The sequence below is a fragment of the Dietzia sp. MNB45 genome (assembly GCF_051994785.1).
In the GTDB taxonomy this organism is placed as follows: Bacteria; Actinomycetota; Actinomycetes; order Mycobacteriales; family Mycobacteriaceae; genus Dietzia; species Dietzia kunjamensis.
Genome location: NZ_CP163397.1, coordinates 1944710 through 1967985, shown reverse-complemented (window position 1 = coordinate 1967985; position 23276 = coordinate 1944710). Strand labels below are relative to the sequence as shown.

Annotated in this window: 23 protein-coding genes; 21 read left to right on the top strand and 2 right to left on the bottom strand. The window is 71.2% G+C overall.

Annotation, left to right across the window (positions count from 1 at the left end; all coding sequences use genetic code 11):
- Both AB5G72_RS09445 and AB5G72_RS09440 read right to left on the bottom strand, forming a co-directional pair.
- Positions 1 to 405, bottom strand: a complete 405-nt coding sequence (locus tag AB5G72_RS09445) for a DUF4439 domain-containing protein (protein WP_440219738.1) — start codon at positions 403 to 405, stop codon at positions 1 to 3.
- The gene (locus AB5G72_RS09440; RefSeq protein ID WP_440219737.1) at positions 402 to 869 is read right to left on the bottom strand and encodes a hypothetical protein; all 468 of its coding nucleotides are present in this window, start codon (positions 867 to 869) and stop codon (positions 402 to 404) included. The genes AB5G72_RS09445 and AB5G72_RS09440 overlap by 4 nt, the downstream gene beginning before the upstream one ends.
- A 106-nt stretch (positions 870 to 975) precedes the next feature.
- Here AB5G72_RS09440 and rimP point away from each other — a divergent pair, with 106 nt between their 5' ends.
- The 21 genes from rimP to AB5G72_RS09335 all read left to right on the top strand — a co-directional run bounded on the left by rimP (position 976) and on the right by AB5G72_RS09335 (position 23240).
- Positions 976 to 1521, top strand: coding sequence for a ribosome maturation factor RimP (gene rimP, locus AB5G72_RS09435; protein WP_440219736.1), 546 nt, complete (start codon positions 976 to 978; stop codon positions 1519 to 1521).
- The gene (gene nusA / locus AB5G72_RS09430) at positions 1518 to 2504 is read left to right on the top strand and encodes a transcription termination factor NusA (protein ID WP_154827654.1); all 987 of its coding nucleotides are present in this window, start codon (positions 1518 to 1520) and stop codon (positions 2502 to 2504) included. The genes rimP and nusA overlap by 4 nt, the downstream gene beginning before the upstream one ends.
- Positions 2505 to 2644: 140 nt before the next feature.
- Entirely contained in the window at positions 2645 to 3043 is a 399-nt protein-coding gene (locus AB5G72_RS09425) for a YlxR family protein (RefSeq protein ID WP_440219735.1), read from the top strand.
- A 69-nt stretch (positions 3044 to 3112) separates the two neighbouring features.
- The gene (infB, locus tag AB5G72_RS09420; RefSeq protein WP_440219734.1) at positions 3113 to 5959 is read left to right on the top strand and encodes a translation initiation factor IF-2; all 2847 of its coding nucleotides are present in this window, start codon (positions 3113 to 3115) and stop codon (positions 5957 to 5959) included.
- A gap of 112 nt (positions 5960 to 6071) precedes the next feature.
- Positions 6072 to 6533: a 30S ribosome-binding factor RbfA gene (gene rbfA, locus AB5G72_RS09415; protein WP_067717687.1), complete on the top strand. Its 462-nt coding sequence runs from the start codon at positions 6072 to 6074 to the stop codon at positions 6531 to 6533.
- Positions 6530 to 7510, top strand: a complete 981-nt coding sequence (locus AB5G72_RS09410; RefSeq protein ID WP_440219733.1) for a DHH family phosphoesterase — start codon at positions 6530 to 6532, stop codon at positions 7508 to 7510. The genes rbfA and AB5G72_RS09410 overlap by 4 nt, the downstream gene beginning before the upstream one ends.
- The gene (locus AB5G72_RS09405) at positions 7467 to 8888 is read left to right on the top strand and encodes an MATE family efflux transporter (RefSeq protein ID WP_440219732.1); all 1422 of its coding nucleotides are present in this window, start codon (positions 7467 to 7469) and stop codon (positions 8886 to 8888) included. Before AB5G72_RS09410 ends, AB5G72_RS09405 begins: the two co-directional genes overlap by 44 nt.
- Positions 8885 to 9826 (top strand): metallophosphoesterase family protein, encoded by a 942-nt coding sequence (locus AB5G72_RS09400; RefSeq protein ID WP_440219731.1) that lies wholly within the window; start codon positions 8885 to 8887, stop codon positions 9824 to 9826. Before AB5G72_RS09405 ends, AB5G72_RS09400 begins: the two co-directional genes overlap by 4 nt.
- A complete protein-coding gene (locus AB5G72_RS09395) occupies positions 9823 to 10542 on the top strand; it encodes a 4'-phosphopantetheinyl transferase family protein (protein ID WP_440219730.1) in 720 nt (239 codons plus the stop codon). The genes AB5G72_RS09400 and AB5G72_RS09395 overlap by 4 nt, the downstream gene beginning before the upstream one ends.
- Positions 10539 to 11450, top strand: coding sequence for a tRNA pseudouridine(55) synthase TruB (gene truB, locus AB5G72_RS09390; protein WP_154827638.1), 912 nt, complete (start codon positions 10539 to 10541; stop codon positions 11448 to 11450). The genes AB5G72_RS09395 and truB overlap by 4 nt, the downstream gene beginning before the upstream one ends.
- A complete protein-coding gene (locus AB5G72_RS09385; RefSeq protein ID WP_440219729.1) occupies positions 11447 to 12436 on the top strand; it encodes a bifunctional riboflavin kinase/FAD synthetase in 990 nt (329 codons plus the stop codon). Before truB ends, AB5G72_RS09385 begins: the two co-directional genes overlap by 4 nt.
- A 121-nt stretch (positions 12437 to 12557) precedes the next feature.
- On the top strand, positions 12558 to 12827 hold the full coding sequence (rpsO, locus tag AB5G72_RS09380) for a 30S ribosomal protein S15 (protein WP_185950441.1): 270 nt from the start codon (positions 12558 to 12560) through the stop codon (positions 12825 to 12827).
- Between the two features lie 360 nt (positions 12828 to 13187).
- Entirely contained in the window at positions 13188 to 15449 is a 2262-nt protein-coding gene (locus tag AB5G72_RS09375) for a polyribonucleotide nucleotidyltransferase (RefSeq protein WP_440219728.1), read from the top strand.
- A 98-nt stretch (positions 15450 to 15547) separates the two neighbouring features.
- The gene (locus tag AB5G72_RS09370) at positions 15548 to 16876 is read left to right on the top strand and encodes a M16 family metallopeptidase (protein WP_440219727.1); all 1329 of its coding nucleotides are present in this window, start codon (positions 15548 to 15550) and stop codon (positions 16874 to 16876) included.
- 36 nt (positions 16877 to 16912) lie between these two features.
- Positions 16913 to 17662 carry a 4-hydroxy-tetrahydrodipicolinate reductase gene (dapB, locus tag AB5G72_RS09365; protein WP_185950444.1) on the top strand — a complete coding sequence of 250 codons (750 nt, stop codon included), beginning with the start codon at positions 16913 to 16915 and terminating at the stop codon, positions 17660 to 17662.
- A 10-nt stretch (positions 17663 to 17672) separates the two neighbouring features.
- Positions 17673 to 18152, top strand: coding sequence for a hypothetical protein (locus AB5G72_RS09360; protein WP_440219726.1), 480 nt, complete (start codon positions 17673 to 17675; stop codon positions 18150 to 18152).
- Positions 18149 to 18601, top strand: a complete 453-nt coding sequence (locus AB5G72_RS09355) for a flavodoxin family protein (RefSeq protein WP_067717716.1) — start codon at positions 18149 to 18151, stop codon at positions 18599 to 18601. Before AB5G72_RS09360 ends, AB5G72_RS09355 begins: the two co-directional genes overlap by 4 nt.
- 32 nt (positions 18602 to 18633) lie before the next feature.
- Positions 18634 to 19386 carry an FAD-dependent thymidylate synthase gene (thyX, locus tag AB5G72_RS09350; RefSeq protein ID WP_067717719.1) on the top strand — a complete coding sequence of 251 codons (753 nt, stop codon included), beginning with the start codon at positions 18634 to 18636 and terminating at the stop codon, positions 19384 to 19386.
- Between the two features lie 58 nt (positions 19387 to 19444).
- The gene (gene dapA / locus AB5G72_RS09345) at positions 19445 to 20404 is read left to right on the top strand and encodes a 4-hydroxy-tetrahydrodipicolinate synthase (RefSeq protein WP_185950446.1); all 960 of its coding nucleotides are present in this window, start codon (positions 19445 to 19447) and stop codon (positions 20402 to 20404) included.
- Entirely contained in the window at positions 20401 to 22578 is a 2178-nt protein-coding gene (locus AB5G72_RS09340; protein ID WP_440219725.1) for a ribonuclease J, read from the top strand. The genes dapA and AB5G72_RS09340 overlap by 4 nt, the downstream gene beginning before the upstream one ends.
- Before the next feature lie 5 nt (positions 22579 to 22583).
- Complete coding sequence (locus AB5G72_RS09335) at positions 22584 to 23240, top strand: TIGR03085 family metal-binding protein (RefSeq protein ID WP_185950448.1); 657 nt, start codon at positions 22584 to 22586, stop codon at positions 23238 to 23240.
- Positions 23241 to 23276: the final 36 nt, after the last annotated feature.

Below are 23276 nucleotides of genomic sequence, written 5' to 3'. Positions count from 1 at the left end.
TCAGGCCGGCGGCGGGAACCCGGGCAGCGCCTCGAACGGCGCTCCCGGGACCAGGGTCCTCCACCGTGCCAGTTGCACCGCCGCCGCGGTGAGGGCGTCCACGCAGAAACGCCGGGTCTCCGGCGTCCGGGCGAGGCCGAGTTCGACGCGCCAGGCCTCGCAGCAGTCCGATTCGATCCGGATCGCCAGAAGGACGGGGGCGCCGGGGGCCTCCGGATCGGGGACGTAGCCGACCGGCGCGGGGGGCGATTCCGGCCACAGCACCTCGGCCGCGTCCCGACGGGCTCGATGAGCCGCGAGTTCACGCCTGACCGCTGCTCGGATGGACCCGTCCGCCCGGGCGAGGACGAGACCGTACCCGTAGACCGCCGCGTCCTCGGCGGCCAATCCGACCGGGGCGCTCACGCGAGCTCCACCTCGACCGCTGCGGTGCACGCCGCCGAGACCGCGCCGGCGATCTCCGCCCCGGCCCCCTCGGTCGTCGCGGCCGCACCGGCGGCGTCGGCCGCGTCCGCACGGAGGCGAGAGCGCACCTCGTCGGCGGGTGGGCACACCGGCGGGGCCGGCGGCACAGGTGTCGGTGTGGCGTCGTCCTCCGGGCGTTCCACGATCGCGGTGAGCCGTTCCGCATGGACCCTCCGCACGTCGGCGATCCGTCGCAGGGCGCCCACCCGGTCGCCGTGGGAGGCGTCCGCGGCCGCGAGCTCGCGTGCGTCTCGTTCGGCGGCCTCGAGCAGGCCGAGCAGGGGATCGGGACGGTCGGTGACCGTGGGCAGGGCACAGCCACCGGCGACGGCGAGCCCGGCGACGCCGGCGGCCGCGACGGCGAACTGACGGCGCGAGAGGACGACGGGGGCGGAATGGGGCACTCCGACATCCTGCCAGGGGTCGGAGAAGGGGGCGGCGAGGCGGTACAGTGATGCGGCCCGTCCGCGTCCCGGAACGGAATCCGCCAGCCCGCACTCCAGGAGCACAGTGATCGTCCCCGAGCCCGACCGGGCCCATATACGCAAGGCGGTCTCGGACCGCAGCCTCGACCTCGAGGACATCCGGGAGGACACCCGTTCGTCCACGTGGCACGTAACGGTCGTCGTGGACGGGGACTCCGGCGTCCCCCTCGACGATCTCGCCGAACTGTCCGTTGATCTTGACCCCCTCGCCGAGCAGTGGGGAGGGGCGGGCCAGCCGGTCACGCTGGAGGTCACCAGCAGGGGCGTCGACGCGCCGCTGGAGCACCCCCGGCACTGGCTCCGTGCCCGCGGACGCCAGGTCGACCTGCTCTACATCGACGGCGCCGAGGGACCGACCCGTGGGCGGATCGGAGACCTCGACGAGGACTCGGGGACCGTCCGCATCGTGTCGAGGGCGGGCCGGGGAACGAGAGTGGACTCGGTAGCGTTGGATCAGGTGGCCCGCGCCGTGATCCGGGTCGAGTTCCGGCCAGCGCCACAGGAGGAACTGGACCTGTTGTCCGAGCCGGAGAACCCCGGGCACGGCGTGCGAGAAGGAGAAAACCGTTGAACATCGACATGGCAGCGCTGAACATGCTGTCCCGAGAGCGCGAGATCCCGCTGGACGACCTCGTGCAGACTCTCGAAAACGCCCTGCTCACCGCCTACAAGCGGACCGAGGGATCGCATCGGGTGGCCCGGATCGCGCTGGACCGCAAGGCCGGCACGGTCGCCGTCATGGCCGCCGAGGTGGACGAGGACGGCAACCGCATCGGGGAGTTCGACGCCACCCCCTCGGATTTCGGGCGGGTGGCCGCGGCGACGGCACGGCAGATCATCCTGCAGCGTCTGCGCGAAGCCGAGACCGACCGCATCTACGGTGATCTCGTCACGAGAGAGGGCGAGGTGGTCAGTGGCGTCATCCAGTCCGACTCCCGGGCCAACGCCCGCGGGATCGTGGTCGTGCACATCGGACCCGAGAACGGGGGCACCGAGGGGACCATCGCCCCGGCTGAGCAGGTACCGGGCGAGAGCTACACGCACGGGGAGCGCATCAAGTGCCACGTGATCGGGGTGCACAAGGGACCCCACGGCGCCTCCGTCTCGCTCTCCCGCACCCACCCGGACCTGGTCCGGGGGCTGTTCGCGCTCGAGGTCCCGGAGATCGACGACGGCTCGGTGCGGATCGCGGCGATCGCCCGTGAGGCCGGCCACCGGACGAAGATCGCGGTGGAATCCTCCATCTCGGGACTCAACGCGAAGGGCGCCTGTATCGGGCCGAACGGGGCCCGTGTGCGCGCGGTCATGGCCGAACTCAACGACGAGAAGATCGACATCGTCGACTACGACGACGACCCGACGGTGTTCGTCGGCAACGCCCTGTCCCCGGCGAAGGTGATCTCTGTCACCGTCGCCGACGCCACGACGAGGGCGGCCCGCGTCGTCGTCCCCGACTACCAGCTGTCCCTGGCGATCGGGAAGGAAGGCCAGAACGCACGTCTGGCACACCGCCTGACCCAGTGGCGGATCGACATCCACAGCGACGCGGAGTGACGCGCTGCGCCGCCCGCCGCCACGCGGTCGGGCGCGCCGTTAGTGTCGACACGGCATTGTCTGTAGACTGATCAGTTGTCACAGTGACTTCACGTCCACCCGTCCACTCGGGCCGGGCGGCGAGAGACCGAGGTGGCCGGATGCAGGGACGCAAGGACCAGCGGTTCGGTACCGCCGAGGCCGCTGGTCCGATCAGGACCTGCGTCGGTTGCCGGGGTCGGGACTCCGATTCCCGACTGTTGCGGATCGTTCACGATCCGGAGACGGCCGCGCTCTCGCCCGATCCGCGCCGACGGGCGGTCGGACGAGGAGCCTGGGTGCATCGCGAACCGCGCTGCATCACGACAGCGCTCGACCGCAAGGCCTTCACCAGGGCCCTGCGGATCGCCGGGAACGTGTCCCAGGACGCGATCACGGAGGTACTCGAGGCACTACGTCTCGGGCACGACACCACCCGCCGACCGCTCGGTTCGGCAGGGGGAGCACAAGAGAAGGAACGGACCAGACACGATGAGCACACCGTGAAGCTCCAGCGATGAACGTCCATCGAATGTAGACCGAGGTCGCGCGGCCAGCCCTGCCGTGGAGACCTCGCAGTGAGGAGAGCAGTGGCAGGCAAGCCCCGGGTACACGAGCTGGCAAAAGAGTTCGGTATCACCAGTAAAGAACTTCTGACGAAACTCCGCGATCAGGGAGAGTTCGTCAAATCCGCGTCCTCGACGTTGGAGGCCCCGGTCGTCCGGCGCCTGCGCGAGGCACATGCACCGGCAGGCGGCGACTCCGCTCCGGCCCCGTCCACGTCCGCAGGAGGCGCTGCGCCCAAGCCGGGTGCACCCTCCAAGCCGGCGCCGGGTCCCCGCCCGGGCGGGGACCCGCGCTCCGCGGCCCCCAAGCCCGCGGCCGGACCCACACCGGGCGCGAAGCCCGCGGCCCCCGCGCCGGCTCCCAAGCCGGATGCCGGGCCGACCCCGGGTGCCAAGCCCGCGGCCCCCTCGCCGGCTGCCAAGCCGGAGTCGGGTCCGACCCCGGGCGCCAAGCCCGGTTCCCAGCGTCCGACCCCGGGGGCGACCCCCGGCGCGGCCGCCGCAGCCTCCCGCCCGGCTCCCGGGCCGCGCGCGGCGGGGCCGAAGCCCGGCCCCAAGGCGCCTCGCGTCGGGAACAATCCGTACTCCAGCGGCACCACGCCCGCGCCGCGTCCGCAGGGCGGTCCCCGCCCGGCACCCGGCCAGGGTGGGCCCCGTCCCGGAGGCGCCCGTCCGGGCGCACCCGGTCAGGGTGGGCCCCGTCCCCCGCAGCGGTCGGGGGCACCGGGTCAGGGCGGTCCCCGTCCCAACCCCGGCAACATGCCGGCGCGTCCCAGCCCCGGTCAGATGCCGGGTCAGGTCGCGCGTCCCGCGGCGGGTCGCGGCCGTCCGGGTGGCCCCGGTGGCCGTCCGGGTGGTGGCGGTTTCCGTCCCGGTGGTGGTGGCGGTGCACCCGCAGCCGGCGGCGGCGGTTTCCGCGGTCGTCCCGGCGGCGGCAACCGTGGCCGCGGTGGCGCCGCGGGCGCGTTCGGTCGTCCCGGTGGCGCCCCGCGTCGTGGTCGCAAGTCGAAGCGGCAGAAGCGTCAGGAATACGATTCGATGCGGGCCCCGGAGGTCGGCGGCGTCCGGCTTCCCGACGGTCGCGGGCAGGTCCTGCGGCTGGCACAGGGTGCTTCGCTGAGCGATTTCGCGGACAAGATCGACGTCAATCCCGCGCAGCTGGTCCAGGCCCTGTTCAACCTGGGTGAGATGGTCACGGCGACGCAGTCGGTCACCCCTGAGACGCTGCAGCTGCTCGGTGAGGAGATGGGCTTCAAGGTCCAGATCGTCAGCCCCGAGGACGAGGATCGCGAGCTGCTCGATTCGTTCGACCTCTCCTTCGGTGAGGACGAGGGTGACGAGAGCGATCTCGAGATCCGTCCCGCGGTCGTCACGGTCATGGGTCACGTCGACCACGGCAAGACCCGACTGCTCGACAGCATCCGGTCGGCGAAGGTCGGCGAGGGTGAGGCCGGTGGCATCACCCAGCACATCGGCGCCTACCAGGTGACGGTGCCGGTCGACGACGTGGATCGCACGATCACCTTCATCGATACGCCGGGTCACGAGGCGTTCACCGCCATGCGTGCCCGCGGCGCGAAGTCGACGGACATCGCGATCATCGTGGTCGCGGCGGACGACGGCGTGATGCCGCAGACGGTCGAGGCGATCAACCACGCACAGGCGGCAGAGGTGCCGGTCGTGGTGGCGGTCAACAAGATCGACAAGGAGGGCGCTCAGCCCGACAAGATCCGCGGCCAGATGACCGAGTACGGCCTGGTGCCGGAGGAGTACGGCGGCGACACTATGTTCGTCGACATCTCCGCCAAGCAGGGTCTCAACATCGAGTCGCTGCTCGAGGCCGTCGTCCTGACCGCCGATGCGTCTCTCGACCTCCGGGCGAACCCGGACATGGACGCGCAGGGTGTGGCCATCGAGGCGCACCTGGACCGCGGTCGCGGGCCTGTCGCCACGGTGCTCATCCAGCGCGGCACGCTGCGGGTCGGCGACTCGATCGTCGCTGGCGACGCCTATGGTCGCGTCCGACGCATGGTCGACGAGCACGGCGAGGACGTCACCGAGGCGACCCCGTCGCGTCCGGTGCAGGTCATCGGTCTGACCAGCGTCTGTGGCGCCGGTGACACCCTGATGGTGGTCGAGGAGGATCGGACCGCACGGCAGATCGCCGACCGTCGTAACGCGCGCAAGCGCAACGCGATGGCCGCCCGTAGCCGTCGCCGGATCAGCCTCGAGGACCTGGATTCGCATCTCAAGGAGACGAGCCAGCTCAACCTCATCATCAAGGGTGACAACTCGGGTACGGTCGAGGCCCTCGAGGAGGCCCTCCTGGGGATCGAGATCGACGACGAGGTGCAGTTGCGGGTCATCGACCGCGGTGTCGGTGCCGTCACCGAGACCAACGTCAACCTGGCGGCCGCATCCGACGCGGTGATCATCGGGTTCAACGTCCGTGCGGAGGGCAAGGCCACCGAGCTGGCCAACCGCGAGGGCGTGGACATCCGGTACTACTCGATCATCTACCAGGCGATCGACGAGATCGAGAGCGCGCTCAAGGGCATGCTCAAGCCGATCTACGAGGAGAAGAAGCTCGGTCAGGCGGAGATCCGCAACATGTTCCGCTCCTCCAAGGTGGGCAACATCGCGGGTTGCATGGTGCTCGACGGCATCATGCGTCGCAACGCCAAGGCCCGGCTCATCCGGGACGGCAAGGTCGTGGCGGAGGAGATGACCATCTCGTCGCTGCGTCGCGAGAAGGACGACGCGACCGAGGTCCGCGAGGGCTTCGAGTGTGGTCTGACGGTGACGTACTCCGACATCAAGATCGGTGACATCATCGAGACCTACGAGCTCGTCGAGAAGCCGCGCGACTGACGTCGCAGGGCACTGTCGTGGGGGCGGGATCCGTTGGAGACGGACCTGCCCCCGCGGCATGCTCGTCAACCCGTGGTCGCCGAGCGACCGCATCACGTCTAGGAGGATCGCCATGACCGGTAAGGGACGCGCGGGACGGCTCGGTAAGCGGATCGGCGAGATCGTCGCGACGGCTATCGAGCACGAGATCAAGGACCCACGCCTGGAGTTCATCACGATCACCGATTCGAGGATCACCGCGGATCTGCGGGTGGCGACCCTGTATTACACGGTTCGTGGCGTGACCCTCGACGAGGAGCCGGACCACGAGGCCGCGGAGGCGGCGTTGACCGCCGCCCGGGGCCGCCTGCGCACGATGGTCGGTAAACAGACCGGGGTGAAGTTCACCCCGGAGTTGACCTTCGTGCTGGACTCGGTCCCGGACGCGGCGCGCCAGATGGAAGAGCTGCTCGCCAAGGCCCGGGCGCAGGACGAACAGGTCCGGCGCGTGGCCGAGGGAGCCCGCCCGGCGGGCGACGAGGACCCCTACCGCAAGCCGGAGGAGGCGGACCGGCCGGAGGACGACGATCGGTGACCGAACCGGTGGACGCCGCCGGCGCGGCGGACGTGTTGGCCCGTCACCGCGAGGTGACCGTGCTGTGCCACGTCCGCCCGGACGCGGATGCACTGGGTAGCTCCTCCGGTCTCGCCCGCGCGTTGCGTGCGCGGGGCGTGACGGTCCACCACTCGTTCGATCCCGGCGTCGTCCCGGAGGCGATGGGGGCCATCCCGGGTACCGACCGGGTGGTGCCCCTCGCGCAGGTGCCCGCCCATCGGGGTCTCGTCGTGACGTTGGACTGCGCGAGCCCGGACCGGGCGGGCCGGTGGGACCGGCTCGCCGACGCGGCATCAGAGGTCCTCGTCGTCGACCACCACCGGTCCAATCCGGGATTCGGTTCCCACATGCTGCTCGACCCGGACGCCGCGTCCACGGCGTCACTCGTCCTGGACGTGCTCGACGCCGGCGGGTTCCCCGTCGACGCCGTGACGGCCACGAGCCTCTACGCCGGGCTCGTCACCGACACCGGATCCTTCCGTTGGGGCGGCGCGGACTCGCACGAGACCGCCCGACGACTGCTGGCCGCGGGCGCGGAATCAACCGAACTCACACATGCCCTGCTCGACGCGCACTCGTTCGCCTGGCTGCGGGTGCTGGGCGGGCTGTTGACGACGGTGCGTCTGGAAGCCGATGCGGTGGGCGGGCGCGGATCGGTGTGGCTGGCCGTCCCGTACGAGGTGATCTCGGCAGCGGACGAGGACGACGTGGAGTCCCTCGTCTCGCATCTCCGCGGCGTCCGGGAGGCCCGGGTGGCGGTGCTGTTGAAGGAGTATCTCCCCGGCGAGTGGGCCGTCTCCCTCCGCTCGCGTCCTGGTGGCCCGGGCGCAGACGTCGTGGACGTCTCGGCCATCGCGACAGAGCTCGGGGGCGGCGGTCATCCGTCGGCCGCCGGCTGCACGATGCGCGGTGATGTGGAGACCATCAGCACGAGGCTCCGTGAACTCCTCGGCTGACGTGACGCACACCGGGCCCGATCCGGCCGTCGGGCTGGGAGCGATCGGACGCCGACTCTGGTCGATCGCCCTGCCGGTCCTGCCGGTGCTGTCCGCCGAGCCCGTCTATCTCCTGGTCGACGGGATCATCGTCGGTCGCCAGGGACCGGAGGACCTGGCCGCGCTCGGCGTGGGAGCCCTCGTCCTCCTGGTGCTGGGTACCCAGATGAACTTCCTGTCCTACGGGACCACCGCCCGATCGGCCCGGTTGCACGGGGCGGGCCGCCGCGGCGACGCCGTGGCCGAGGGGGTGCAGGCGACGTGGATCGCCGTCGCCGTCGGCGCGCTGGTGGTGGCCGCCGTACTGGCGTTGCGGGGGCCGATCACCCGGGTACTCGCCGCGGACGCGGACGTGGCCGCCGGCGCGGCCGAATGGCTCGGGGTGGCCGTGTGGGGCATCCCGTGCATCCTCATGGCGTCGGCGGGTCACGGCTGGATGCGGGGCGTCCAGCGCCTGCGCACCCCGCTCGTGCTCGTCGGCGTGGGCATCGGCGTGTCGACCGCCGGGTGCGTGGTGTTGGTCCCCGGTCTGGGGCCGGCCCCGGCGCTGGGATTGGTCGGGAGTGCGTGGGCGAACCTCGCGGGTCAACTGCTCATGGCCGCCGGTTTCCTCGTGGCGCTCGTCCTCGAGCGTCCGGGGTCGCTGCGGCCCCGGCGCGCCGTGATCGTCAGCCAGCTCCGCATGGGCGTGGACCTGATCATCCGCACCGCGTCGTTCCAGATCACCTTCGCCGTCGCCACCACCGCGGCAGCCGCCGCCGGGGTCGACTCGCTCGCGGCGCACCACCTCGCACAGCAATTGTGGGCGCTGTACTCGCTCGTGTTGGACTCGGTCGCGATCGCGGCCCAGTCGCTCGTCGGCGCCGCGCTCGGCGCGGGACTCGCCGCCCACGGCAGGGCGCTGGCACGTGCCGTCGTGGTGTGGTCACTGGGTCTGGGTGCTGCCCTCGCCCTGCTGACGGCCGTGTTCAGAGCACCCCTGGCAGCGCTCCTGTCCGGGAATCCCGGGGTGGCCGACCGACTGGTCGTCGCCCTGATCGGGATGGCGGTGGTGGTGATCCCGGCAGCGGTGGTGTTCGGTCTCGACGGTGTGCTGCTGGGCGCCGGTGACGCGGCGTACCTGCGCACCAGCACCGTTGTCGCGGCGCTGGTGGGCTTCCTGCCCGTGCTGCTCGTCACCCGGTACCTCGGGTGGGGGCTGCCGGGGATCTGGGTCGGGATGGGGGTGTTCGTCGGTCTCCGACTGATCGCCGTGGTGGCCCGGGTGCGCGGCGACCGGTGGATGGTGCTGGGGGCGCAGACGCCGGGCTCACGGGCCCTGCAGGAGGTGGACGGATGACCGACGGGGTGACGGGCGTACAACCGAGCCTGCGCGCGGTGTCCGACCTGCACGTGGGACACCGGGGCAACGCGGACGTCGTGGACGAGATCCACCCCGCGCACCCGGGGGACTGGCTCATCGTGGCCGGTGACGTCGCCGAGAAGGTCGACCACGTCGTGGACGCGCTCGAGCGACTGGCGGCGCGTTTCGAACGGGTGATCTGGGCGCCCGGTAACCACGAGCTGTGGATCGGCCGCGACGACGCGGGGATCACGTCCACCACCAAGTACGACCGGCTGGTGGAGGCGTGCCGGGCCATCGGGGTCGACACCCCGGAGGACGAGTACCCCCTGTGGACCGGACCGGGCGGGCCCGCGTGGGTGGTGCCGATGTTCCTGTTCTACGACTACAGCTGGACGCGGGTCGCGGGGCAGTCGCGGGCGGAGGCCCTGGCCGGTGCACGAGAGCGTCGCGTCGTGGCCTCGGACGAGTTCCTCATCGACCCCGCCCCCTACGGTGACGCGGTCGCCTGGTGTCGGGACCGTCTCGTGGGCACGACGACGCGGCTGGCCCGCCTCGATCCCGCGCACCCGACGGTGCTCGTCAACCACTGGCCGCTGCTGCGGGACCCCACCCGGGTCCTGCGGCACCCGGACTTCGCGCTGTGGTGCGGGACCGATCAGACCGCCGACTGGCACCGCCGGTACCGCGCCATCGCGTGCGTCTACGGGCACCTGCACATCCCGCGGACCACGGTCCACGACGGCGTGCGCTTCGAGGAGGTCTCACTGGGATACCCGAGGGAGTGGAACGGGCGTGGGCGGCCCGACCCGCTCACCCGTCAGATCCTCCCGGCGCCGGACGGTCCGCAGGTGCGGTGGGTCCGCGGCGACGGTGGGATGCCGAGAATCGCCCGGCCCGCCGACACCGGTCCCTACCTGGAGGACGAACGGTGATCGACGACCTGTTCCCGCCCGACGTGGTGGGGGTGACCGACGCCGAGCTGGGCCTGGACGACGCGGCGCTGTTGGCGTCGCTGTACCCGGTGGAGGTCGAGCAGATCGGGGCCGCCGTCGAGCGGCGCCGGATCGACTTCGCGGGCGCGCGTGCGTGTGCCCGGGAGGCCATGTCGAGGCTCGGCGTCCCCGCCGGCCCCGTCCTGCGCGGGGGTCGGGGCATGCCGGTGTGGCCGTCGGGCCTGGTGGGCACGCTCACGCACACCGAGGGGCTGCGGGCCGCCGCGCTGGCGCCGACCGCCCGCGTCCGGTCGCTCGGGCTGGACGTGGAACGCCACGCACCGCTGGCCGCGGGCGTCCTCGAGGCGGTCTCCCTGCCAGAGGAGGCGGCGTGGGTGCGTGCGGCACGCGCCGAGGTCGCGGACGTCGCCTGGGATGCGCTGCTGTTCACGGCGAAGGAGGCCACCTACAAGGCGTGGTTCCCGCTCACCAACCGGTGGTTGGGGTTCGGTGACGCACACATCACCCTGGTCCCGGACGGCGACGACGACGAGGTGGTCACCGGCACGTTGCGATCGCGGATCCTCGTCGACGGCCATGCCGTGGACGGGGGGCCCGATCTGGTCGAGTTCCGGGGCCGCTGGGCCGTCCGGGACGGGTACGTGGCCTCGGCGATCGTGCTGCGGCCCGCCGGGGTCGATAGCGTGGGCCCGTGACGCCGCGCAGACCCGACCCCCGCCCCGCTCCCGACCCCGGCCTGGTGGTCGTCGACAAGCCGGGGGGCATGAGTAGCCACGACGTCGTCGGACGGCTCCGGCGCTACTTCGGCACCCGCAAGGTCGGCCACGCCGGAACGCTCGACCCGATGGCCACCGGGGTGCTCGTGGTGGGCATCGAACGCGCCACCAAGATGCTCGGACTGCTGGCACTGGAGACCAAGTCCTACGAGGCCACCATCCGTCTCGGCCAGACCACGACCACCGACGACGCCGAGGGGGAGACCACCTCGACCACCGACGCCTCCGCCGTGACCGACGAGGCGATCGACGCGGCCGTCGCGGCCCTGACCGGGGAGATCGACCAGGTCCCGTCCGCGGTGAGCGCGATCAAGGTGGACGGGAGGCGGGCCTACGACCGCGTGCGGGCGGGGGAGGAGGTCGAGCTCCGGCCACGGCGGGTCACCGTCTCCCGGTTCGACGTGCTCGAGCGGACCCGCTCCGGCGCGGTGGTCGACCTCGTCGTCGTCGTCGACTGCTCCACCGGAACCTACATCCGCGCGCTCGCCCGGGACCTCGGCTCCGCCCTCGGGGTCGGCGGTCACCTCACGGCGCTGCGCCGCACCCACGTCGGGCCGTTCGGTCTCGACGTGGCACGGACCCTCGACCAGCTGGAGACCGATCCGACACTGTCGCTGGACCTCGACTCCGCCGCGCTGACCGCGTTCCCCCGACGCGACATCGACGCCGACGAGGCGGAGGGACTGCGCCACGGCCGATGGCTCGAGGCCCGCGGTGACGCCGGGGTCGTCGCCGCCGTCGGCCCGGACGGCCGGGTCGCGGCGCTGGTCTCGGAATCGGGGCGGCGTGCCGCTCCGGTCGTGGTCATGCGCCCGGCGGGCCTGTGAACGCCGCGCGTAAGGTGGTCGCCGTGCAATTGTGGCGGACGTTCGACGAGATCGTGATCCCCGACGGCGGGACCTCCGTCGCCCTCGGCGTGTTCGACGGGCTCCACCGGGGTCATCGGAGCTTGGTGGACCGCGCCGTCGGCCACGGCCGGGACCTGGGCGCGAGTCCCGTCCTCGTGACGTTCGACCCCCACCCCGTCGAGGTCGTCAGGCCGGGGACCCACCCGTCGGTCCTCACCCCCCTCGAGCGGCGTGCCGAGCTCGCGGGCGGGTTCGGGATCGACGCCGTGTTCGCGTTGCCGTTCGACCGCGAGATGGCGTCGTGGGAGCCCGACGAGTTCGTGGACCGGGTCCTCGTCCGCGGCCTGCGGGCCCGCGCGGTCACCGTGGGGCGCAACTTCACGTTCGGTCGACGCGCGGCCGGTACCCCGGAGACCCTGCGCGAGCTGTGCGCCGACCGCGGCATCGTCTGCGAGATCGTCGACCTGCTCGAGGCCGGGGGAGAGACCGTCTCCTCCAGCCGTATCCGCCGGTTGCTGTCCGAGGCCGACGTGGCCGGCGCCGCCGAGGTCCTCGGCCGACCGCACCGCGTCTCGGGCGTCGTGGTCCACGGTGCCGGCCGCGGGGGGCGGGACCTGGGTTACCCCACCGCCAACCTCGACCTGCCCGAGTACACCGCCGTGCCCGTCGACGGCGTGTACGCCGGGTGGTTCACCGTGCTCGACGACGGCCCCGTCGACGGCACGATCGTCCCGGGACGGCGCTACCCGTCCGCGATCTCCGTCGGCACCAACCCGACGTTCGGGGACTCCGCCCGCAGCGTCGAGGCGTTCGTCCTGGACGAGTCGGCCGACCTGTACGGACGCCTGGCGGCGGTCGACTTCGTCGACCACGTCCGCGACATGGTCAAGTTCGCCTCCGTCGACGAGCTGCTCGAGGCCATGGACCGCGACGTCGCCAGGACCCGAGGCGTCCTCGGCGCCTGAGTCGACCGCAGCGCGATTGGGGCCGCCGGTCGCCGTCCTGGTAGCCTGGTCAGTCGGCTCCGCTGCGGTCCGCGGCGGCGGGGTCTCACATTATCGCGGACTGGAACAACCAGGAGTACCCATGGCGCTCAGCACCGAAGAGAAGAAGGCCGTCCTGGCCGAGTTCGGGATCCACGAGTCCGACACCGGCTCGCCCGAGGCCCAGGTCGCGCTGCTCACCCGGCGCATCCAGCAGCTCACCGAGCACCTCAAGACCCACCAGCACGACCACCACTCGCGTCGTGGCCTGCTGCTGCTCGTCGGCCGTCGGCGTCGTCTGCTCAAGTACGTCGCCAAGGTCGACATCCAGCGCTACCGTTCGCTGATCGAGCGCCTCGGACTGCGCCGCTGACGCGTGGACCCCGCACGTCGCCGACCCCCGCCCGGATCGACCGGGCGGGGGTCGGCGTTTCTCTCCGAGTGCGGCGGCGGGGGCGGCCGCGCCCGCGCGCCCGGTGACCCGGGCGATTTTCCCTGATAGCCTCGGGGCAGCCGGTGCACACGTGCCGGGGTGGTCGACAGGTCCGATTGGCGGTCCTCGGTAGTGGCCGCCGGAACCCGACTCCCCGCGGCGAGTGTCGTGCGGAGCGAGAGGTCCGGCCGCTTCGATCGAAGACCGAGGTCGAACCGGGATCCCCTGACGTGTCGCCCGGTGGCCCCGGCGGGACGACTCCGCCGTGCGGCCCACACTCTCCGATACGACAGGACACACATGCCACAGAACACTGCCGTCGAGGTCGAGGACGGTGTCTTCGAGACCGTCGCGACCATCGACAACGGCGACTTCGGTCGCCGCGAACTGCGCTTCGAGACCGGACGCCTGGCCAAGCAGGCCGCCGGCTCGGTCGTCGCCTACCTCGACGACGACACGATGCTGCTGTCCGCCACCACGGCGGGCAAGCACCCCAAGGAGCACTTCGACTTCTTCCCCCTGACGGTGGACGTCGAGGAGCGGATGTACGCCGCCGGTCGCATCCCGGGATCGTTCTTCCGTCGTGAGGGTCGGCCCAGCACGGACGCCATCCTCACGTGCCGTCTCATCGACCGGCCGCTGCGCCCGACCTTCGCGGACGGCGTCCGCAACGAGGTCCAGGTCGTCGTGACCGTCATGAGCCTCGATCCCAAGGATCTCTACGACGTGGTGGCGATCAACGCCGCCTCCGCCTCCACCCAGCTGTCGGGCCTGCCGTTCTCCGGTCCGGTGGGTGGCGTGCGGATCGCACTCATCCCGACCGCGGCCGACCCGGCCGGCCGGTGGGTCGCCTTCCCGACGGTCGAGCAGCTCTCCGAGGCCGTGTTCGACATGGTCGTGGCCGGCCGCGTGGTCGGCTCCGGTGACAGCGCGGACGTCGCGATCATGATGGTCGAGGCCGAGGCCACCGAGGACGTCATCGAGAAGGTCGCCGGCGGTGCGCAGGCGCCCACGGAGGACGTCGTGGCGAGCGGTCTGGAGGCCGCGAAGCCGTTCATCGCCGAGCTGTGCGCCGCGCAGCAGGCGCTCGCAAACGCCGCGCCCGGCACCCCGCGTGAGTTCCCGCTCTTCCCGCCGTACCAGGACGACGCGTACACCGCCGTCGCGGAGGTCGCGGAGGCCAAGCTCGGCGAGATCATGCAGATCGCCGACAAGCAGGAGCGCGACACCGCGACCGACGAGCTCAAGGCCACGGTGCTGGACAAGCTCGCCGAGCGCTTCGCCGACCGGCTCGGTGAGGTCGGGGCGGCGTTCAAGTCCCTGACCAAGAAGATCGTCCGGCAGCGGATCCTCACCGACCACTTCCGGATCGACGGTCGCGGGGTCCGGGACATCCGCGCGCTGTCCGCCGAGGTGGAGGTCATCCCGCGCGCCCACGGTTCAGCCCTGTTCGAGCGCGGCGAGACCCAGATCATGGGTGTGACCACGCTCGACATGGTCAAGATGGCGCAGCAGATCGACTCGCTGGGGCCCGAGACCAGCAAGCGCTATATGCACCACTACAACTTCCCGCCGTACTCCACCGGTGAGACCGGCCGGGTGGGTTCGCCCAAGCGTCGCGAGATCGGCCACGGTGCCCTCGCCGAGCGCGCCCTCGTGCCGGTCCTGCCGAGCGTCGAGGAGTTCCCCTACGCGATCCGTCAGGTCTCCGAGGCGCTGGGCTCCAACGGCTCCACGTCGATGGGCTCGGTGTGCGCGTCGACGCTGTCCATGCTCAACGCGGGTGTGCCGCTGAAGGCGCCCGTGGCGGGCATCGCGATGGGCCTCGTCTCGGACGAGGTCGACGGCGAAACGCGCTACGTCGCCCTCACCGACATCCTCGGTGCCGAGGACGCGTTCGGCGACATGGACTTCAAGGTCGCCGGCACGGGTATGTTCGTCACCGCCCTGCAGCTCGACACCAAGCTCGACGGCATCCCCTCCGAGGTGCTCGCGGGTGCGCTGACCCAGGCGCGTGAGGCCCGGCTCACCATCCTCGACGTGATGGCCGAGGCGATCGACGAGCCCGACGAGCTCAGCCCGTTCGCGCCCCGCATCATCGCGATCAAGGTCCCGGTCGACAAGATCGGCGAGGTCATCGGGCCCAAGGGCAAGATGATCAACTCGATCACCGAGGAGACCGGCGCGTCCGTCTCGATCGAGGACGACGGCACCGTGTACATCGGGGCCACCGACGGCGAGTCGGCCCAGGCCGCGATCGACAAGATCAACGCCATCGCCAACCCGCAGCTGCCCAAGGTCGGGGAGCGCTTCCTCGGCACGGTCGTGAAGACCGCCCCGTTCGGCGCCTTCCTCTCGCTGCTGCCGGGCCGCGACGGTCTGGTCCACATCTCCAAGCTGGGCCAGGGCAAGCGCGTCGGCAAGGTCGAGGACGTGGTCAACGTCGGCGACAAGATGCAGGTCGAGATCGCCGACATCGACAACCGCGGCAAGATCAGTCTGGTCCCGGTCGGTGACGACTCGGACAGTGGAGCCGACGCGGACTCCGGCAACGACGACTGAGAACCCGCCGGCCCGCCGCCCGCGGCGCCCGGCACCCCACGAGGCACGCACCCCGCGCGCGGGGTGCGTGCCTCGTTCGTCGACAGAAGGGAAGGGCCGTGAACCCGACGATCCGCGTGGACCGGTCGATCCCGGGCGTGCGTGTGGTGACCGAGGACCTACCGTGGTGCCACACCGCAGCGGTCGGTGTCTGGATAGGGTCCGGATCCGCGGACGAGGGCCCCGGGGAACACGGCGCCGCGCACTTCCTGGAGCACGTCCTGTTCAAGCGCACCAGCTCGGCGTCCGGTCTGGAGTTGTCCCAGCGTATCGACCTGCTGGGTGGTGACCTCAACGCCTTCACGGGACGCGAGCACACCTGCTATCACGTCCACGTCCCCGCCGAGGGGCTGGACACCGCGGTGGACATCCTGGTGGACGTCGTCGCCAACGGATCCTGTGACCCCGCCGACGTCGAGATCGAGCGTGACGTCGTGCTCGACGAGCTCGCCGGCCGCGCGGACGACCCCGAGGACCTCGCCTGCGAACTGGTCGCCAGCGCGGTTCTCGGTGGCGACCCGCTCGCCCGCCCGATCATCGGGACCGAGGAGTCGGTGGAAGCGCTGGACGCCGAGACCCTACGGGCATTCCACCGACGCATGCTCGGTGCCGGCGACGTCGTTGTCGCGGCGGCCGGGCGTCTCGACCACGACGCCCTCGTGCGCCGGATCGCCGCCGGGCCACTGGCGGCGGCGGTCTCCCGCCACGGAACGTCGCGGGACGGCGCCGATCTCGGGACCGCGACCGGCGGTGGCGACACCGTACCGGGAGCGGGGGTCCCCGGGTGGGCGGCGACGTCCGTGCTCACCGGTGAGGACGACGACTCCGAACAGGCGTTGATCGCCCTCGCCCGCAGAACCCCGGCCCGTGATCACCGGGACCGAGCCGCGGCGCAGGTCGGCACCGCGGTTCTCGGCGGGGGACTGAGCTCCCGGTTGTTCCAACGCATCCGCGAGGAGCTCGGTCTGGCGTACACGGTCTACGCGGGGATGGACCAGTTCCGGCCGACCGGTCTGCTCACGGTGGTGGCCGGCGCCCCGGTCGACCGGGTGGACGCACTGTGCGACGAGGTGGGCGAGGTCGTGTCCGGGATGCTGGCCGCGCCGCCCGCCGCCGACGAGGTGGGTCGGGCGATCGGCCACCTCACGGGGTCGATCAGGCTCGGGTTGGACGATCCACTCTCCCGCATGACGCGGATCGGTCGACACCTCCTGGACCGCGACACGGTGGTCCCCGTCGAGGAATCGGTGGCCAGGCTCCGTCGGGTCACCTGCGACGAGGTCGCCGCCTACTGGACCGACGAGTCCGCCCCGTGGTGTCTGGCGGCGGTCGGCCCCGGGATGCCCGGCGACGGCGCGGCTGGACTGCTCGGGCGCGTCGGCGGATAGGCTGGACGGGCTCGACGAGGACCACGTGAGGAGACGATGACGGTGACGAAGGTCGGAGTGCTCGGCGCACGCGGCAAGGTGGGGACGGCGATCTGTGAGGCCGTCCGTGACGCGGAGGACCTCGAACTCGTCGCGGAGGTCGACCAGGGCGATCCGCTGGACGCGCTCGTCAACTCCGGTGCCGAGGTGGTGGTGGACTTCACCCACCCGGACGTGGTGATGGACAACCTCGAGTACTGCGTGGCCAACGGCATACACGCGGTGGTCGGCACCACCGGGTTCACCGAGGACCGTCTCGCCACCCTCAGGGGGTGGCTGGAGGACAGTCCCGGGACCGGTGTACTGGTCGCGCCCAATTTCGCCATCGGTGCCATCCTGATGATGCGGTTCGCGGTCCAGGCCGCGAAGTACTTCCCGTCCGCCGAGATCGTCGAGCTGCATCATCCCAACAAGGCCGACGCGCCGTCGGGGACGGCCCACCGCACCGCCGCCATGATGGCGGCGGCTCGCCGGGAGGCGGGGCTCGGGCCGTCGCCCGATGCCACGTCCACGGAACTCGACGGGGCCCGCGGCGCCGACGTCGACGGGATCCGCGTGCACTCGGTGCGACTGTCGGGCCTCGTCGCCCACCAAGAGGTGCTGCTCGGGACGCAGGGGGAGACCCTCACCCTCCGGCACGACTCGCTGGACCGCACCTCGTTCGCGCCCGGGGTGCTTCTGGGGGTCCGCTCGATCGCCGGGGCCCCGGGCCTGACCGTCGGGCTCGACTCCTTCATGGACCTCTAGGACCACCGCCGTGGAGCGCATCGTCAAGCCCCTGGTCATGGCCCTCACGGCGCTGGGCCTGGTCGTGGCCTTCGGGTACCTGCTGTACCTCGGCTGGTCGATGGTCAGCGCCTCCGACTATCTGGCCGTGCGCGGGCTCGGGGCGGGGATCATCCTGCTCACCGGCGTCGGCGCCTGGGCGACCTGGGCCATCGTCCGCAACGGTCTCGAACTCCAGAGGATCTCGGCCGCCGCCGCGGCGGAAGGCATCGAGCTCGCTGTCGCGGACATGGAGCGACGCCCCTCTGGTCGGCTCCAGCATGACGCGGCGGACGCGCTGTTCGACCGGGTCAGCGCCGAGTACCAGGCCGCCCCCGATGACTGGCGGACGACCTACCGGCTGGCGCGGGCCTACGACCACGCCGGCGACCGCGTCCGCGCCCGGGAGGTCATGAAGGCCGCCATCGGGCTGCGCGAGACGGAACTCACCTCGGGGAAGGGGCTGGGATGAGCACGGTACTGGTCGTGCACCACGCCCCGTCACCACGCCTACGACGCATTCTCGAAGCACTCGTCACCGGTCTCGACCATCCCGAACTCGAAGGGATCGCGGTCGAGTCCGTCCCCGCGTTGGCCACCACCGACGACCACGTCCTGCGTGCCGACGGCTATGTCCTGCTCACCCCGGCCAATTTCGGGTACATGTCCGGCGCGCTCAAGCATTTCTTCGACCGCACCTACTACACCTGCGAAGGAGCGGTGGCAGGCCGGCCGTACGCCCTGTGCGTGCACGGGGACAACGACACCGCGGGAGCGGTCACCTCGGTCGAACGGATCGCCACCGGCTGGGGACTGCAGGCCGTCGCCCCCGCAGTCCAGTTGACCGGCGAACCCGGACGCCAGGATCTCGACACCGCCGCCGAGGTCGCGGCCACCGTCGCCGCACATCTGCTCGGCTGAACCGCCGGGCACATCATCGAAGGAGTCAAGCGATGTCCGAGCTCGTCCGCCGGCAGGTCCGCCTGGTCGCGCACACCGAGTTCATCCCGCCCGACGAGGTCGAGTGGGAGACGGACGCCGAGGGCGGATCCGCGCTGGCCGAGTTCGCGGGGCGGGCCTGCTACCAGAGCTGGGAGAAGCCGAATCCGCGCACCGCGACCAACGCCGGGTATCTGCGGCACATCCTCGAGGTCGGGCACCTGTCGGTGTTCGAGCACGCGAGTGTGTCGTTCTACATCACCGGGATCTCCCGCTCGTGCACCCACGAACTGATCCGGCACCGCCACTTCTCCTACAGCCAGTTGTCCCAGCGCTTCGTCCCCGAGCACGACTCGAAGGTGGTGCCCCCACCGGCGATAGCGGACGATCCCGAGCTCGTCGAGATCTTCCGGCGCGCGACCGACGCCTCCCGTGACGCCTACGCGGAGATGCTGGCGAAGCTCGAGGACAGGTTCGCGGACGTGCCCAACCCCATGCTGCGGCACAAGCAGGCCCGGCAGGCCGCCCGCTCCGTGCTACCGAACGCCACCGAGACCCGGATCGTCGTGACGGGGAACTACCGCTCGTGGCGCCACTTCATCGGGATGCGCGCAACCGAGCACGCCGACACCGAGATCCGGGGCCTGGCGATCGACGTACTCCGTCGTCTCCGCGAGGCGGCGCCGGCGGTGTTCTCGGACTTCGAGATCGCCACGCTGGAGGACGGCTCGGAGATCGCGGTCAGCCCCTACGTTCTCGAGGGATGACGACGCCCCCAGGGTGGGAATCGGGGTCTGCCGGGTACTGCGGGTAGTCTGGGAGACCATGACACACGTGACCACCGGGGGCCCTGTCGGCCGGCAAGCGCCGACCGACCGTGGCCGGGTCCCCGCCGATACAGGGCGCCCCGCGCCGTTCGGCACGGTCGTCACGGCGATGGTGACCCCGTTCGGGTCCGACGGTTACGTCGATCTGAAGGCCGTCGCACGTGTCGCGCGGCATCTCGTGGACTCGGGGTGCGACGGTCTCGTCGTCTCCGGCACCACGGGGGAATCGCCCACCACCACCGACGCGGAGAAGATCGCGGTCCTCGAGACCGTCCTCGCCGAAGTGGGGGACCGGGCGACGATCGTCGCGGGTGTCGGTACGTACGACACCGCGCACTCGGTGCACGCGGCCAAGCAGGCCGCTGCCTCCGGGGCGCACGGACTGCTCGTGGTGACGCCGTACTACTCGAAGCCCACCCAGGCAGGTCTGGACGTCCACTTCCGGACGATCGCCGACGCGACCGACCGGCCCGTGATGCTCTACGACATCCCGCCGAGATCGGTGGTCCCCATCCAGGCGGACACCCTGATCGGTCTGTCCGACCACCCGAACATCGTGGCGGTCAAGGACGCGAAAGGCGACTTCCACGACGCCGTCACCGTCATGTCCCACTGCGACCTCGTCTACTACTCGGGGGACGACCAACTCAACCTCCCGTGGCTGGCCGTCGGAGCGACCGGGTTCGTCAGCGTGATCGGCCATGTGGCCGCGTCACGGCTGGTCAACCTGCGCCGTGCGTACCTGAGTGGCGACATCGAGACGGCACGACGTATCAACCTCGGACTCCTCCCTCTCTTCGACGCCCAGCGGGCGCTCGGAGGTGTGTCGATGTCCAAAGCAGCACTAGAACTTCTCGGGGTCCCGGCCGGTGTGCCGCGACTCCCGCAGTTACCACCAACCGACGAGCAGCGAGACGCCCTCGCGGCGCTGCTGCACAGAGCAGGAGTCACCAGATGACGGAAAGTACCTCCACCGGCCGCGGACGCGGCCGCACCCGACGTGCCGCAGGACGGCCCTCGGGAGAGCCGGCGGCCACGACCGCCGTGCAGTTCACCGAGCCCACCCCGGTAGCCGACGCCCCCGCCGCAGACGCGGGGCAGGGACGCTCCGATCGGACCAAGGGTAGGCAGGACCAGCCCCAGCAGGGTAGGAACCAGCAGGGCGACGGCCCGAAGGACAGCGGCCAGAAAGACAGTGGCCCGAAGGACAGCGGCCAGAAGGACAGCGGCCAGAAGGACTCGCCCAAGGGCGGATCGCGTGGCCGGGGCAGGGGGTCGTCCTCGGGCGCCAAGGGCGGATCGTCGGGCGGCGACCAGAACGGCGGCCAGAACTCGGGCGGCCAGAAGGGCGGCCGTGGTCGCAGCGGACGCGGCCGGGGTCGCGGCGACACCTCCACCGCCGAGTTCGGTGGCGTGAAGACCATGCAGGGCGGCGACATGACCGTCCGCCTGCCCAGCCCGCCCAAGCCCCGCAAGGGTGCGCTGCGCATGGTGGCGCTCGGCGGCGTCACGGAGATCGGCCGCAACATGATGACCTTCGAGTACGACTCGAAGCTGCTCATCGTCGACTGCGGCGTCCTCTTCCCGAGCTCGACCGAGCCCGGCGTCGACCTCATCCTCCCGGACTTCGGCCACATCGAGGATCGTCTGGACCAGGTCGAGGCGCTCGTGCTGACCCACGCCCACGAGGACCACATCGGGGCGATCCCGTTCCTGCTCAAGCTGCGCCCGGACATCCCGGTCATCGGATCGCGGTTCACGCTCGCGCTGGTGGCCGCGAAGTGCCGCGAGCATCGCATCAAGCCGGTCTTCCGCGAGGTCGACGAGTCCAGCGTGAGCACCCTGGGCAAGTTCGAGGTGCGCTACTTCGACGTCAACCACTCGATCCCCGAGTGCCTCGGCCTGGTCATCCGCGCCGGTGGCCAGTCGGTGATGATGACGGGTGACATCAAGCTCGACCAGCTGCCCACGGACAAGCGCCCCACCGACCTGCCCAAGATGGGGCGATTCGGCGACGAGGGCGTCGACCTGCTGCTGATGGATTCGACCAACGCCACCACTCCGGGGGTCAGTCGCTCGGAGTCGGAGATCGGTCCCGCGCTCCAGCGGCTCATCTCCGACGCGCGTCAGCTCGTCGTGGTGGCCTGCTTCGCCTCCAACGTCTACCGCGTCCAGTCCGTCATCGCGGCCGCCGCCGCGAGCGGTCGCAAGGTCGCGCTCACCGGTCGGTCGATGATCCGGAACATGGAGATCGCCCTCGAGATGGGCCTGCTCACCGATCCGAACAAGGTGATCGTGGACATGGACACGGCCGCCAAGCTTCCCTCGGAGAAGGTCGTCGTCATGACGACCGGGACCCAGGGTGAGTCCATGGCAGGGCTCTCCCGGATGGCCCGTCGTGAGCACCGGCAGATCAACCTCTCCGAGGGCGACACCGTGCTGTTCTCCTCGTCGATCGTGCCGGGCAACGAGGAGCCCGTCTTCAGCGTGCAGAACAGCCTGTCCCAGATGGGTGTGAACGTGGTGACCAGCCGCGAGGCCAACATCCACGTCTCCGGCCACGGGGACGCGGGCGAGCTGCTCTTCGTCTACAACGCCGTACGACCGAAGAACGCCATGCCGGTGCACGGTGAATGGCGGCACCTGCGCGCCAACAAGGCCCTGGCGATCGCCACCGGGGTGCCGGAGGAGAACGTCGTCCTCGCGCAGAACGGCGTCGTGGTCGACCTCGTGGACGGCAAGGCGTCCGTGGTCGGTCAGATCCCGGTCGGCAACCTGTACGTCGACGGCCTGTCCACCGGCGACGTCGGCGACACGGTCCTCGCGGACCGCACCGCGCTCGGCGAGGACGGCTTCATCGTCGCGACCGTCGTGGTGGACCCACGTACCGGCCGGCCGGTGAGCAAGCCGCAGATCATCGGCAAGGGTTTCACCGACGAGCCCGGCGCACTCGACCCGGTCGTCGAACTCGTGGAGAACGCCCTGTGGGACCTGGCCGGCGAGGGCGAGACCGATCCGTACCGCCTCGCCCAGGCCGTGCGACGCGTGGTCGGTCGGTGGGTGTCGGACAAGTGGCGCCGCAAGCCCATGATCGTGCCCACGGTCATCACCTCCGCCGTCGCGCAGGGCTGAGTCCGGTGAGTCCCGGCCGTCAGACCCTCGCGCAGCGGGAGCGCAGCGCTCTCGTGGAGAGCATGCGTGCCACCGGGCCCGACGCCCCGACGCTGTGCGAGGGCTGGACGACCAGGGACCTGGCCGCACACCTCGTCGTGCGGGAGTACCGACCCGACGCGGCGGCGGGGATAGTCGTCCCCGCCCTCGCGGACCGGATGGAGCACCTGCGCCTGCGGGAGGCCGAGCGCCCGTGGGAAGACCTGCTCGACACGATCGCCGGGGGAGCTCCCTGGTACTCACCGCTGCGCTACGCGGACCGGGTCGCGAACCTGGCCGAGTACCTCGTCCACCACGAGGACGTGCGCAGGGGGCGCCCCGGGTGGGCACCCCGCGAGTTCGAGGTGGACGACCTCGAACGGGTCTGGTCCCTCGCCACGACCGTGGCGAAGACCTTCCTGCGCAAGGTCGCGGCCCGCGTCGACCTGCGCACCCCGGCCCACGTGGGATCGGCCACGATCGCGTCGGTCTCGACGGGCGCGGCGCTCGCCCCGCTGGTGAGCATCACGGCGGATCCCGTCGAGTTCCTCCTGTGGACGTTCGGTCGCGACGAGGTCGAGATCGACATCTCCGGTGCCCAGCGGGGGATCGACGCGCTCGAAGCCGTCCCACGCGGCATCTGAACCACCCCACCCCCGTGTGGCTGCTGTTACCAGTGG

Bases quoted from the DNA above. Each gene is read 5' to 3' on its own strand.
- AB5G72_RS09375 (WP_440219728.1), top strand. From the start codon at position 13,188: ATGCCACAGAACACTGCCGTCGAGGTCGAGGACGGTGTCTTCGAGACC.
- AB5G72_RS09355 (WP_067717716.1), top strand. From the start codon at position 18,149: ATGAGCACGGTACTGGTCGTGCACCACGCCCCGTCACCACGCCTACGA.
- thyX (WP_067717719.1), top strand. From the start codon at position 18,634: ATGTCCGAGCTCGTCCGCCGGCAGGTCCGCCTGGTCGCGCACACCGAG.
- AB5G72_RS09405 (WP_440219732.1), top strand. From the start codon at position 7,467: ATGTGGAGACCATCAGCACGAGGCTCCGTGAACTCCTCGGCTGACGTG.
- AB5G72_RS09400 (WP_440219731.1), top strand. From the start codon at position 8,885: ATGACCGACGGGGTGACGGGCGTACAACCGAGCCTGCGCGCGGTGTCC.
- dapB (WP_185950444.1), top strand. From the start codon at position 16,913: ATGACGGTGACGAAGGTCGGAGTGCTCGGCGCACGCGGCAAGGTGGGG.
- AB5G72_RS09425 (WP_440219735.1), top strand. From the start codon at position 2,645: ATGCAGGGACGCAAGGACCAGCGGTTCGGTACCGCCGAGGCCGCTGGT.
- rpsO (WP_185950441.1), top strand. From the start codon at position 12,558: ATGGCGCTCAGCACCGAAGAGAAGAAGGCCGTCCTGGCCGAGTTCGGG.
- rbfA (WP_067717687.1), top strand. From the start codon at position 6,072: ATGACCGGTAAGGGACGCGCGGGACGGCTCGGTAAGCGGATCGGCGAG.
- dapA (WP_185950446.1), top strand. From the start codon at position 19,445: ATGACACACGTGACCACCGGGGGCCCTGTCGGCCGGCAAGCGCCGACC.
- AB5G72_RS09340 (WP_440219725.1), top strand. From the start codon at position 20,401: ATGACGGAAAGTACCTCCACCGGCCGCGGACGCGGCCGCACCCGACGT.